This is a genomic window from Salinimonas profundi, from assembly GCF_014750655.1.
Taxonomy (GTDB): domain Bacteria; phylum Pseudomonadota; class Gammaproteobacteria; order Enterobacterales; family Alteromonadaceae; genus Alteromonas; species Alteromonas profundi_A.
Genome location: NZ_JABBXD010000015.1, coordinates 22,359 through 35,648 on the forward strand (window position 1 = coordinate 22,359; position 13,290 = coordinate 35,648).

The 13,290-nt window shown below is 45.0% G+C and carries 11 protein-coding genes and 1 CRISPR repeat array (1 of these 12 cut by a window edge); of the genes, 9 read left to right on the top strand and 2 right to left on the bottom strand.

Annotated elements, in window-relative coordinates; all coding sequences use genetic code 11:
* Positions 1 to 53 precede the first annotated feature (53 nt).
* On the bottom strand, positions 54 to 953 hold the full coding sequence (locus HHX48_RS17440) for an Abi family protein (RefSeq protein WP_139758243.1): 900 nt from the start codon (positions 951 to 953) through the stop codon (positions 54 to 56).
* Positions 954 to 1,393: 440 nt separating this feature from the next.
* Between HHX48_RS17440 and HHX48_RS17445 the strand changes: the two genes are divergently transcribed.
* Positions 1,394 to 2,032, top strand: coding sequence for a Ref family recombination enhancement nuclease (locus HHX48_RS17445; RefSeq protein ID WP_139758242.1), 639 nt, complete (start codon positions 1,394 to 1,396; stop codon positions 2,030 to 2,032).
* A gap of 38 nt (positions 2,033 to 2,070) precedes the next feature.
* Here HHX48_RS17445 and HHX48_RS17450 read toward each other — a convergent pair whose 3' ends face one another.
* A complete protein-coding gene (locus HHX48_RS17450; protein WP_168190732.1) occupies positions 2,071 to 2,553 on the bottom strand; it encodes a PH domain-containing protein in 483 nt (160 codons plus the stop codon).
* A gap of 199 nt (positions 2,554 to 2,752) precedes the next feature.
* Here HHX48_RS17450 and HHX48_RS17455 point away from each other — a divergent pair, with 199 nt between their 5' ends.
* The 8 genes from HHX48_RS17455 to cas6f all read left to right on the top strand — a co-directional run bounded on the left by HHX48_RS17455 (position 2,753) and on the right by cas6f (position 11,851).
* Positions 2,753 to 2,986: a hypothetical protein gene (locus HHX48_RS17455; RefSeq protein ID WP_139758240.1), complete on the top strand. Its 234-nt coding sequence runs from the start codon at positions 2,753 to 2,755 to the stop codon at positions 2,984 to 2,986.
* Positions 2,987 to 3,023: 37 nt separating this feature from the next.
* A complete protein-coding gene (locus tag HHX48_RS17460; RefSeq protein ID WP_139758239.1) occupies positions 3,024 to 3,230 on the top strand; it encodes a hypothetical protein in 207 nt (68 codons plus the stop codon).
* Between the two features lie 377 nt (positions 3,231 to 3,607).
* The gene (gene cas1f, locus HHX48_RS17465) at positions 3,608 to 4,576 is read left to right on the top strand and encodes a type I-F CRISPR-associated endonuclease Cas1f (RefSeq protein WP_139758238.1); all 969 of its coding nucleotides are present in this window, start codon (positions 3,608 to 3,610) and stop codon (positions 4,574 to 4,576) included.
* A gap of 1 nt (position 4,577) precedes the next feature.
* A complete protein-coding gene (gene cas3f, locus HHX48_RS17470) occupies positions 4,578 to 7,949 on the top strand; it encodes a type I-F CRISPR-associated helicase Cas3f (protein ID WP_139758237.1) in 3,372 nt (1,123 codons plus the stop codon).
* 33 nt (positions 7,950 to 7,982) lie between these two features.
* Positions 7,983 to 9,317, top strand: coding sequence for a type I-F CRISPR-associated protein Csy1 (csy1, locus tag HHX48_RS17475; protein ID WP_139758236.1), 1,335 nt, complete (start codon positions 7,983 to 7,985; stop codon positions 9,315 to 9,317).
* A complete protein-coding gene (gene csy2 / locus HHX48_RS17480) occupies positions 9,317 to 10,252 on the top strand; it encodes a type I-F CRISPR-associated protein Csy2 (protein ID WP_168190731.1) in 936 nt (311 codons plus the stop codon). The genes csy1 and csy2 overlap by 1 nt, the downstream gene beginning before the upstream one ends.
* Before the next feature lie 19 nt (positions 10,253 to 10,271).
* Positions 10,272 to 11,276 (top strand): type I-F CRISPR-associated protein Csy3, encoded by a 1,005-nt coding sequence (csy3, locus tag HHX48_RS17485; RefSeq protein WP_139758234.1) that lies wholly within the window; start codon positions 10,272 to 10,274, stop codon positions 11,274 to 11,276.
* Positions 11,277 to 11,287: 11 nt separating this feature from the next.
* Entirely contained in the window at positions 11,288 to 11,851 is a 564-nt protein-coding gene (gene cas6f / locus HHX48_RS17490) for a type I-F CRISPR-associated endoribonuclease Cas6/Csy4 (protein ID WP_139758233.1), read from the top strand.
* A gap of 128 nt (positions 11,852 to 11,979) precedes the next feature.
* Positions 11,980 to 13,290: a CRISPR direct-repeat array (repeat unit 28 nt; unit sequence CTTAACCGCCGCACAGGCGGCTTAGAAA) (it continues 457 nt past the right edge of the window).

Consider the following 13,290-nt stretch of genomic DNA (forward strand, 5'->3'; position numbering starts at 1 on the left):
TTTCCCGCCAGCCCCCTTACGCTATCGCTTTAGGCGTCTTAAAGGTATTTCAACTAATTATTCCAAAAATCAAAATCGTTATACTGCTTTGGGAAGCCTATATGAGATGGATCTATAGCGGGATATTCACTAACTAACCCTTTCAGTCTTTCAGCCCAAGAAGTGTCTGGGCTAACCTTGCGTAATAAATAGCTCAACATAACTAAAGTATTATAAAGTTTATTTTTATCACATTTAGTAAATGCTTTTATGAAACTTCTGTCCCCATTTGTTGGGATTTTTAGCTGAAATTGCAAGTTTCTGTTCCAAAGTCTTGAGTGATGTGCACAAATGTTTCTTACTACTGTAAGGTGATGAAGAAAGGACTTTAAAACTTCATGGTTGAGGTTATATTCTTGCGATATTAACTTTAGAATTTCGAGGTTTCTAGTTGAAGAGAATGCTTTGGATAACGAACCAAAGCTCATTACTTCGCAACATATCCAAATAGCAGGAGTGGCTTCGTTATACTTTTGCATCTGCTCTTTAATATAAGACTCTTTAGTCCGATTAAGCTCGCTTAATAAAGTGGAAAGAAATTGTAAATGAGTTTTACCTTTGCCAAAGTTGAAGTTTCTAGGGTTTAAATGTCCGTGAGGCCCATTTATATGAGAAAAGTTGTATGCCCAGCTAGTCCTCAGTGAAACCTCTATTCTTTCCACAGCCTCCAAAATCAATATGCGTAATTCACGGTCAAAGACATATGTTTGTAATACGTCTTCAAATCGAGTCCCTTCATAGAACGTATGATTCTGTTTATTCTCTAGAAAATACCAAGCGTATACACCAAATCTGTAGTAATTAATGTGAGATAAATAGTGTTTCGCACTTGCTCTGTCTGAAATGATTAAGCCGCGACTTTCCAGTTTTGAAAGTTGCTCTTCAAAGGTGGTAGGTGATTTCCGAAAATCCATTTTTATAAGCTCCAGAAACAACGAACCCCTCGCAGGGCGCTGTTCTGATGGGTAGCGGGAGGGGTGTTATTGTCTGTAACAATAGTAGCTGAAAGCCATCTTGTAAAGAACTATTTTAAATCGTGGAGTGGTGGTAGCAAGTTGTATGGTGCAGAGATTTGATTCTCTTTGAATTGCAAACTCACCTGCATATAGCACGTTAGTCCTAAGTTCAAAGCACACTTAGGAATCACACAAATGAATACTTTCCCAGCCCTTTCAAACGGAACTACCGCTCTCATCTGAAATGAAGATGGTGGATGCGAGTACTTGGGTACCCCTTAAACTAAAGAGCAAGTTTCCGATGTACGCAAAATGTTTGCCGGCGACACCATCATGGAACAGCTTGGCATGGCCCGTTACGCCGGATTCATCTGATCCGGCCTTAACGGGAGTCACCAATGACAGATGTTCAGATAGAGAAGCGGCTTGCACAGCAAAAGCGTAGTCAGGAGCGTGCGCGTCAACGCCAGATAGAAAAGCAGCGCAGTCCAGAATACCGCGCCAAACAGCGCGAGAAGCAACGTGCTACTGCTGAAAGGCAGCGGGCAAAGGCACTGGCCAACAAAGATAAGCAGTTGGAAAAGGCCAGAGCGCAGGCAAAGGCGCAACGTACCAGAGCCATTGAGCGAGCTGAGCTGAAAGGTCCTAATTCGCCAACACGCAATAAACCCATAAAGTTTAAAGGTATGGCAGGCAAAGCCCGCACCAAATCTGACATGTCGCTTCACGATAAATTAGGGCAGCTCGGCTGTATCTGCTGCATCAATGCTGGTCTGATTCAGCCTTTCTCCGGCTCTCCGGTATCAATCCATCATATCCGAGGGCGAACCATTACAGACGCTCATAAGTATGTGCTGCCACTGTGCGCATGGCACCATGACACCCCCGTACCACAAGATTCAGGAGTGAGCTCAGACATATTCCCTATTCACTCAAAGGGAAGTGAAGGTGGTCGAGTCAGGTGGGAAGAAGTAAATGGTAAGCAGCATCTATTGCTGGAGCAGGTGATGGAGCTGGTCGGAGAAGGTCATTATTAGCAAAATGAGTGGGGCTTGTGAGCCCCACTCATCAAAGGCTAATCACGTTTATCATTTATGAAATCATAAACTTCTTTGTAGTTAGGAATATACCAGAGTTTGATATCGCTTTCTGAGGCCGTCTGAATGTTGATATCAGCTACACCTGCCTCTTGCTGGCCAATTGATTGATGAAGCGACATAGAAACAATATCAGAGTATTTAAAGCTTTTTGTCGTAATGCTCATAAGACCGCTGGTGGCGCTAACTGTTTTGTCACCCAAAACGTATTCTGATTTATTCAATGCTTTCTTTGACATCTGGTATATCAGCGCTAAACCCACAGCGGGTCCCAGAATCAAAGCAAATATGCCAACTGCAACTAGGGACACTTTATAGTCCACTACTTCCTTGAGAACATATGCCGTAAGTAAGCCTAAAGGAAAGCCTGGTACCCATGCGAAAAAAAGGACAGGTACGACGATCATTGGTCGAAGAAGAAAGGCTCTTAATGAAAACCGGGGGTTAATTTTTTTATTCATTCCATTGACCATTGTTTTTATAATGCCCGGAAATTTACCCTAACATTCAATACTAAGCAATAATCCCATTATGCAAAACAGTGCCTAAGTCTTTAAATTATCAAAGATTATCAGTAGGTCTAACTTCTGCCGTTTTTGCTCACTCCGGTCAACTTGTCACATTTAACCCGTATCCAAAGCTCAGCACAAGGAAATAATCATGGGCGATTCATTCACAGCATATTTAAATGGCCACCCTTTTTGTCCTCTCAGCCGAACCGGCTCTTATTGCGCTAATTTAATGCAAGCTCGCAATGGCGCAGAGCGAGTACTTAGCCAATCAACCGCAGTTCGCGTGGATGTATTTCGCAATGGCGCGTTCAAGGGTGAAGTCAGACGCACTCGTTTGCCGTTTTCAAAAGAAAATACTTACAGTTACACCGGCTACGTGTGAGCTGGATATAACACTATAACGAAAGAAGGAATTTTCTATGATTGATGGTCAGGCAACACCATTTGGTAAACCACACTTTCTACCCACGCAGCCTAATGATGAAAAGCTGAGAACCACCATTCAGACGCTTGAATCTCGCTTTGTCGATATAGTAATTGCCATGAACGGGCTACCAATGTTGATAGAAAAGCATGTTAGCAATGTCATGGCATACCGGCATGACAAGAAGAAAAAATACGAATAATCCATAAGTGATAGTGAAAGGGGGGTAGTTATCTAGACTCAAAAACTAGCAGGGTTTTAGTGCTCAGCTCTTTGGTAAGTTTATTATAAAGCGCGCCTTACGCTCTCTTGGAATATTTCTATCATCGGCTAAGTCGTCGATCATAATGTTCGGGACGATTTGATGGGAAAAATAGAAGCCAAGTTTGATGAACCATTGGCGAAATGCTTGATTTGAGCAAGTGAAAAAAAGACTTCATTCGATTCCACCTAGATATTCGATAGATACAACTTTAATTACAACGCGCGCAGGATATCAATCAACTTGCCTATTATCCTTCTAGACGTTAGGTTAAACCATATCCCACGAATTTCATAAAAATCATAAGGAAATGATTAATGGAGCAGTTCTCCCCCTCGGAAATGAAAACTATTCTGCACTCAAAGCGTGCGAATATGTATTATCTTGAGTACTGCAGAGTTTTGGTAAAAGACGGGCGTGTAGAATACGTTACCGATGAAGGAAAACAGTCCTGTTATTGGAATATTCCTATTGCCAACACTACCACGCTGTTACTCGGTAATGGCACATCAATTACTCAAGCGGCAGTACGTGAATTGGCAAAAGCGGGTGTATTAATCGGCTTTTGTGGCGGGGGGGGAGCACCATTATTTTCAACTAATGAGGTCGACGTTGACGTCAGCTTCTTTAGTCCACAAAGTGAATACCGTCCAGTAGGCTATTTACAAAATTGGGTTTCGTTCTGGTTTGATAAAAGCAAGCGACTGCAGGCCGCAAAGCTCATCCAACAACATCGTATCAAATTCACCCGAGCTCAATGGCTTAAAAATAAGCAATTAAAAGAAGCAAAGTTCACGGTTGATCCTGATGCTTTGAATCAGGCGCTAGTTCAATTTGAGCAACAAGTTCAAAGCTCAAAAGATACACAAGCACTGATGCTCAGTGAAGCACGTTTGACAAAAAATTTGTATAAAATCATCTGTTCGGTCACAGGTTACAATGATTTTTCCCGAGTGAAACAAGGGGCAGGAACTGATTTTGCTAACCACTTTTTAGATCATGGTAATTATCTCGCTTATGGATTAGGGGCCACGGCAACCTGGGTTCTGGGGCTGCCCCATGGGCTATCCGTTTTACACGGTAAGACCCGCCGCGGGGGATTAGTATTTGACGCTGCTGATTTAGTTAAAGACGGTGTCGTTTTACCACAAGCGTTTTTGAGCGCGATGAACGGAGATAGCGAACAAGAATTTCGTCAAGCCTGTATAGCCGCTGTTCGCCAGAGTGAAGCGCTGGATTTTATGATCGATAGCCTCAAGGCTATCAGCGATAAATGTAGCGCCTAGTATGAATATTTTATTGGTATCGCAGTGTTCAAAAAAAGCTCTCAAAGAAACTCGTCGTGTTATTGATCAATTCGCAGAGCGGGCGGGCGACCGAACGTGGCAAACGGCTATAACGGAACAAGGCTTAGTTACGTTACGAAAATTACTCAAAAAGACCGCGCGACGAAATACCTCTGTGGCATGTCACTGGATTCGGGGGAATAACCGAACGGAATTAAAATGGCTGGTGGGTAATCCGCGTCGCTTTAACGAATGGGGCACTGTTCCAACCAATATCACTGGGCGAGATATTTTGCGTTCTGGCGATGAGAATAAATGGCACACCGTAGAAGATATCCGAATACTGGCGGGCATTGCGGCGCTGTTTCATGATTTCGGTAAAGCCAATAAAGCCTTTCAAGACAAGCTTAATCCTAACAACAAAACTCAAAACTATGAGCCTTATCGTCACGAATGGGTCTCCGTGCGGTTATTTGAAGCCTTTGTGCTCTATGCGACTGAAGGAGTGAATACCAATGAACAAGACGCCGCATGGTTAACCATCTTAAGTGATTTGCCAGATGACATAGAAAGCAAGGTCATGGCAAACCTTAAAAAAGACGGAATCGACAAAAAAATCTATTCGCCATTGAGTTTACTTCCACCTGTTGCCAAAGCCGTTGCCTGGCTCATTCTCTCTCATCATAGATTGCCAGAGCCTTCAGATGGCAATACAGATTATGAGAAGTATCCAGAATCATTAATGGACGATTATATTGATGCAAGTTGGAATTCTCCGCAATGCGGTAACCAAGATTGGAAGCTCTCTGAGATTGAAGCTGTTTGGGCTTTTCAACAAGGCTCGCCATTTTGTAGCAAGGTCTGGTGTGAACGTATTAGCCGTATCGCATCGCAAGGTCGTAAGCGTTCACAGCTGCTAACTACAGAGTGGCTGAACAAGCCTTTTTCTTTGCATCTTGCACGCTTAGGATTGATGTTGGGCGATCATTATTATTCGTCGCTAAAATCTACCGGCTTGAAAAGCCCATGGCACGATAATAAAGGCTATAAAAAGGTATATGCTAATACCTGGCGCGAGCGTGGCAGCCGAGATAACGGAAAATACAATCAAACCTTAGATGAACATTTGATTGGCGTGTACCGTCATAGCCATCAAATAGTACGGTCTTTGTCCTCATTAAAAGAATCCTTACCTGTCATTACTCGACACCCACTATTAAAAAAACGCACACCAGACAGTCGCTTTGCCTGGCAGAATAAAGCCTACGAGTTAGCTGTCAGTGTTCGAGACAACGTTAAACAGCACGGCTTTTTTGGTATCAATGTGGCGTCTACCGGCAAAGGTAAAACCTTTGCCAATGCGCGTGTTATGTATGGCATTGCTGACGAGAAAAAAGGGTGTCGATTCAGTGTGGCGCTTGGGCTTCGCACGCTCACTCTGCAGACGGGGGATGCTTTTAAAGAGCTACTGCGACTGGACGATGAAGATTTAGCGGTTCTTATTGGCTCAAAAGCAGTGAAAGACTTGCATGAGCGGGTGCAAACCAAGCAAGTGTTAGCAGAAGAAAGCAAGCAAGATGCTTTATTGGGTTCTGAATCGGCCAATGACTTTAGTGATCGGGATAGCTACGTTAGTTATGAAGGGATGCTAAGCGATGGGCCCTTATCGCGTTGGTTAGAAAACGCCCCTCAAAACAATAAACTGGTCAATGCGCCCGTGTTGGTGAGCACCATTGATCACCTAATGCCATCAACCGAAGGCAGCCGAGGCGGCAAGCAAATAGCCCCCATGCTGCGCTTGCTGACCTCTGATTTAGTGCTGGATGAGCCTGATGACTTTGGTTTGGAAGATTTGCCTGCATTGTGTCGACTCGTGAATTGGGCTGGCATGTTGGGATCTAACGTATTGCTTTCTTCCGCTACCTTGCCACCTGATTTAATTCACGCGTTATTTGATGCGTACCTCGCCGGTCGTAAACACTATGAAACTTCAGTTAGTGTGAACCCGAGTCGCACGCCCAATGTAGTATGCGCCTGGTTTGATGAATTTCTTAGCGATTCTATCCAGGCGAGTAACTTATCTGTATTTTCTGCCCATCATCAAAAACTCATGGCATCGCGTGCTGACAAGCTCTTAGGGCAATCGATCAAACGTCTTGTGGCGTTGGTTGATTGTGACGATAAGAATGGTAGTGATGAGCAAGGGAATGGCGAGATTGTCGAAGCTACGGTGATTCAAGCCTTATCTAATCGTATTCACCAAAGTATTTTAGCGCTTCATAACGATCATCATCACCCGCATCCATATTTATCTGCAAAAACCAGTTTTGGCCTCGTGCGAATGGCTAACATTAATCCCTTGGTCGCGGTTGCTAAATCCTTGATGAACAAGCCAAGTCCAGACGGCATTCAGATTCACTATTGTGTTTACCACAGCCAGTTTCTCTTATTGCAGCGTTCTGCGATTGAACAAATGCTGGATACGATATTAAACCGGAAAGATTCTAACGCCATTTGGGGGCAACCTAGCGTGAGTAACGCGCTAAACGCTCACCCAAATGACCAGCATATTTTTGTTGTATTAGGGAGTCCAGTCACCGAGGTGGGGAGGGATCATTCCTATGATTGGGCGGTCGTAGAGCCGTCATCGATTCGCTCTCTGATTCAATTGGCAGGGCGAGTGTTACGGCACTCCGACGCCACAGTAGATAACCCTAATATTCACCTGTTGAATCAAAACATACGGGCAATGAAAAATGAAAAGGCTGCCTATACCAAGCCAGGCTTCGAAAGCCCTGAGTTTTTGTTAGAAAGCCACAAGCTAAACGATTTGGTAGAGGTAAGCGAATACCAGACCATCAGCGCCTTACCACGCATCCAGAAGCGAAATAAGTTAGCACCAACCAAGCGTTTTGTGGATTTAGAGCATGCGGCGCTGCATGCTCAGTTGTGGGGAACGGCTAAAGAAAACGGCGAAGCGTTTGCCAGCTTATGGTGGGAAAAGCCTTGTCATTGGACGAATCACCTCCAACGCAAGTTACCATTTCGTCGTCATACGCCGGATGAATCTTATTGTTTCTATTTAGACGAAGAATACGAGGAACCCACCATGCATCGCTGGCACGAAAGCGGTGAGCTAAAAGCCGACGACAAACAACATTTTCAGCGCGACCAACAGCCAGCTTTTGCCACAGGCGTACATAACTGGGCGAAACACTTTGATTATCAAAGCACATTGATTGCGTTGGCAGAAGCTCTCAATAGAGAACTCAGTGAGACATCTATGCAATTTGGCACTATTCGGCTACGAAAGAACGACGAAGATAATGTGTGGCAACAGAGTGAAGTATTGGGTTTTTACAAACCTTTTTAGCAAAAGGAATAAAACGTGGAGAAGGGAGGATAAATGGAACGCGAAGAAAGAACGCTATCAGAAAAGATCCGCGATTATATCGACAGCCGCAAGCGGGATAAGCTGGAAAAATTCGATAAGGATACGCAAAAAGGCGTGAGCGCTGCATCGACTGAAGATGTCGCCGCTTATGAATTGCAGCGAACAGCGTTACGAGTTACCGAAGAAGGCCGTTTCAAACCAGTGAATTGGCTGAGTGACGCGGCAAACCGTGCTAAGCAATTACAGCTTGTAACGCATGCTCTGAAATTTACCCATTCTGATGCTAAAGGAACAAGTTTGTTTGCAAATGCTAATAAATCAGCGTCCACATTTATTTCTACCTCAAGTATAAACAATCCAAAGATTGATGTGGTGGGCAACGCGGCGGCACTGGATGTGGGTAAGTTGCTTTTGCTTGAAAGTGATAATGGCAAACTGCTGGCAAATTTTGTTCAGCAAAATGACATGTCGCCCTTTGAACCGTTTGCAGAATCTAAAGCACAACTAAATGACTGGTTGGGTGGCTTTAAATTGGCGGTGACGGCCAAAGATCCCACCTCCCATAAATTAAGCAAGCAACTCTACTGGCCAGTTGATGATGATTATCATCTGGTGTTGCCACTTTATGGCACGTCACTTTCTCAGGAAATATTTGAACGCGTCCAGTATGCGCGCTTCTCAGAAGAGCAAAAAGAAGCTCGCGCAGCGCGTCGCAGTGAGAAAATGTCAGACATTGCTACCATTGAGTTTCAAGATATTGCGGTGCAAGGCTTTGGGGGCACCAAGCCGCAGAATATTAGTCAGTTAAATTCTGGACGTGGTGGGCGAGCATTTTTATTAAGTAGTTCCCCCCCTGCCTGGCAAAGTCAGCAAAAACCACCGCTAAAGGTAAAATCTATCTTTCGAGGACCGTTTTCGCGCCGGGTTTACGGGCAAATTATGGGCTTGAAAAAATTTTTGGTTGCTAATTTGAATAAACGTAGCGATATGAAAATCCGTACAGAGCGCGCGCGTCGTATTGAGGATATTGTTGATCAGTTAGTTGCCTACGGGACCGGCGTTAGAACATCTTCACCAGGTTGGTCCTCTCTTCCAGATTGTCATTTACCCCTACACCAAAAGCTTTGGCTAGATCCTAAGCGGCGAGACTTTGATAAAGAATTTGAAAACGAATTTGATAAGAAAGAATGGCAAGGTTTGGTCGCTGCGGATTTTTCTCGTTTCTTAAATACCGAGTTGGAGAAAAATTCTGATATCGCCACAGGCGATGTAGAGTTTATGCAATGGAAAGTTCTTACCGCGCAAGAGCTCCGGCTGGTAAAAGACGATGTAGAGGAGGCCTTTTAATGGAAAAGCTTTTGGTAATCAGACACCTTCAGGTGGAAGCTGCCAATGCCATTGCCGGTATTACATGGGGCTTTCCGGCCATGACCAGCTTTTTGGGATTAACCCATGCCCTGCAAAGAAAAGTTCAGGCAGGGATTTCGAATAAAATCACGCTGTCAGGCTGCGCGGTGATCTGCCACGCCAGCCAGGTACAGGCCCATAGCAATAATATGAGCCGTGAGAACTACTTTGCCCTGACCCGGAATCCATTAACCAAAGACGGCAGCACCGCGCCTTTTAATGAAGAGGGCAGAATGCGTATGGATATCTCTCTGCTCATTTTACTTTCGGGCCCTACGCCGCCCATGTTCGAGGATGAACTTGTTGAATTTATTAAAAGTGCATTACTCACCTCTAGAGTTGCGGGCGGCAAGGTGAAGCAACTCGGTGAAGTAGAACTTATCAAGGATATAGGCGCGATAAATCGAGAATCTGGCACGCGAAAATCATTCTTACGCAAACTGTTACCAGGTTTTGCTCTGGTTAGTCGTGATGATGTACTTCAATCGCATATCGAAGAAAGTCAAAAAACGCCTTTAGATGCATTGTTGGATTTCAGCATTAAAAGAATGGCCGCCCAAACAAAAGGCGATAGAGCTGAATGGCGTACAGAGCGCCTCGATTATATTGGATGGCTTAAACCAATCATGGTTGGCTACCAGGGTATATCGGATTTATATGAGGCCGGAGAGGTAGGTCATGTACGCGACCGCACTTGCCCCGTACAGTTTGTTGAATCGATTTATTCACTGGGTCAATGGATCAGCCCTCACCGGATAAGCGATTTGAAACATCTTTTCTGGCAACAGGAATATCACGCAGACAATGCACTTTACCTTTGTAAAAACAACTATCAGCCTGACGCACCTGCATCATTGAGTAGCGAAACAGACTAAACCATTAAGGAGAAATAGCATGGCAGCAATAAAAACCGCATCAGTCTTAGCATTCGAACGTAAACTGGCAAACTCAGATGGCTTGTTGTTCGCTGGAAACTGGGCAACGCCAGACGGTGAATGGAAACCCATAACGTTAAAAGTAAAGTCGGTGCGCGGGACCATTTCTAATCGACAGAAAAATACCATTTTGAAGGATCCAGCAAAGTTAGATCAGGAAGTAAATAAAGCGAACCTGCAAACTGTCGATACCGCCGCATTACCCTTTGATTGTGACACATTAAAAGTGGTATTTAGCTTGCGGGTTTTGGGTGATTTAGCTACTCCTTCTGCGTGCAACAGCCCTGAATATCAGGAAGTATTACGCAGCACAATTGAGTCATACATTGAAGAACAATCGTTTGATGTATTAGCGCATCGCTATGCGTCTAATATTGCCAACGGCCGCTTTCTTTGGCGTAACCGTGTAGAAGCTGAAGATATTTCTGTTCGTGTCACGCAGACAAAAAAGGACGGCGATACGACGTGGGTATTCAATGGCTACGATCTCGCGCTTCGCAATTTTGATTTTCAAAGCGATGATTTAAAGGCCTTTGCCAAAGAGGTGCAAAAAGGGTTAACCAGTGATGCCTTTGCCTACTTCCAAGTTGAAGCCTTCGTAAAATTGGGCGAAGGGCAAGAAGTATTCCCCTCGCAAGAGCTTGTTTTAGATGGTAAGTCAGATAAAAGCAAGGTCTTGTATCACGTTGACGGTATCGCCGCGCTACATTCTCAAAAAATTGGCAATGCCATTCGTACGGTAGACACATGGCATCAAAGTGCGGCGGAGGTAGGTCCGATTTCGGCAGAACCCTTTGGCTCGGTTACCAGCCGGGGTAAGGCGTACCGTAATAATAAAGACGATTTTTATACGTTATTTGATAAATGGATGGAAAAAGGGCAAGCGCCTGAGCTGGACCAGCAGCATTATGTGATTGCTAACCTTATTCGTGGCGGCGTGTTTGGCGGCAAATCGGACACGTAAAAGGAAGGTTTATGGACCATTATCTAGATATTAAAATTTTAGAAGATCCAGAATTTACGGCTCCAATTTTGATGAACGCACTGTTTAGTAAACTACACCGAGCGTTGGTGGCCGTATCCGATAACGATATTGGTGTAAGCTTTCCTTCGGCAAACAGAAGCACGCTAGGCAAACAACTGCGAGTACATGGTACTAAAGAGCGTCTGGAACAATTGGAGCAATTTCCCTGGCGTAAGGGGCTGGGGGATTTTACTAATGTAGTGGGTATTAATAAAACGCCGGATACCAAAGAGTATTGGTTGGTGCAGCGGATGCATGTTCAAAGTAGCCCGGACCGACTTCGCCGCCGGGCGATGAAGCGTCATAGCTTGACCTACGACCAAGCCGTTGAACGGATACCAGACAGCGCTGGAAAGCGGCTTGACCTACCTTTCATCCGAATTAAAAGCCGATCGACAAACGGCCAGCAGTTTCCTTTATTTATTAAGCAGACGCTGTTAGCGGAAGTGAAAACCTCCGCGATATTTTTTTCGAAGTACGGACTAAGCGCCACAACACCTGTACCGAAGTTTTAACCCTTTTTCTAAGTATCAACCACGAAGCCTGTACAACGGGCTTTCTCTTGTTCATTAAAAAAAGGGTCATTTGGCCAGAATCCACTCATGTTCTTTAACAATCAGTAAGATAGTGGTATTTTTTTCTACTTAACCGCCGCACAGGCGGCTTAGAAATTCTGCTAATTCCATGCTCAACGACCCTTATACTTAACCGCCGCACAGGCGGCTTAGAAAAAGTAAAAAAGCACATAATAGGTCAGCATCAGCTTAACCGCCGCACAGGCGGCTTAGAAATGAAAGCCTTTACCGGCTCACAACAAAGATACCTTAACCGCCGCACAGGCGGCTTAGAAATTGTTCGTTAATAAACAAAGGGAGTAAAAAAACTTAACCGCCGCACAGGCGGCTTAGAAATGCAGGCAATGCAAAACAAAGGGCGCACCTGACTTAACCGCCGCACAGGCGGCTTAGAAATAAAGATGCCAGCTTTGATGATATTACCCTGGCTTAACCGCCGCACAGGCGGCTTAGAAATGAGAAAATATGCTTCAGATGCAACCCTGACACTTAACCGCCGCACAGGCGGCTTAGAAATCTCCCGATTAGCGTAAGGGGTTTTTTTAAATCTTAACCGCCGCACAGGCGGCTTAGAAAGTAAAAGTGCGGGTATTTGTGTTATCGCTGACCTTAACCGCCGCACAGGCGGCTTAGAAAAACCTCTTATGCAGATGGCTTGCACATTTCAGCTTAACCGCCGCACAGGCGGCTTAGAAAAGAAGAAAAGCCAGCAGCAGATAAGCCGGTTACTTAACCGCCGCACAGGCGGCTTAGAAATGACCGGCTCACAAAAGCAGCAGGCTGAGGAACTTAACCGCCGCACAGGCGGCTTAGAAATTACAAGCAATCATGCAACAGGTGGAAATAGCCTTAACCGCCGCACAGGCGGCTTAGAAAGATGAGTCTGATAATTCCATTGAAGATAGTTACTTAACCGCCGCACAGGCGGCTTAGAAATTAACGGCCTTGAGCCAGCTGACATGATTGTTCTTAACCGCCGCACAGGCGGCTTAGAAAGACCCGCCCGACACCAGGCGCACGGGTTTACCCTTAACCGCCGCACAGGCGGCTTAGAAAAGCACGTAATGGTTTAAAAGGGAGCCATCCGGCTTAACCGCCGCACAGGCGGCTTAGAAAATCATCGTATTTAACGAGAATCTGACGCTCAACTTAACCGCCGCACAGGCGGCTTAGAAAGTGGACGCATCCAGAACCGGCGCACCGTGTCGCTTAACCGCCGCACAGGCGGCTTAGAAATATAAATTTTCGGCTGATGCGTGTAAGCCGTCCTTAACCGCCGCACAGGCGGCTTAGAAATATAAAGATGGCATGAGCGAAGATGAGGTAAACTTAACCGCCGCACAGGCGGCTTAGAAATCGACGTATCCGTACCCGTTCCA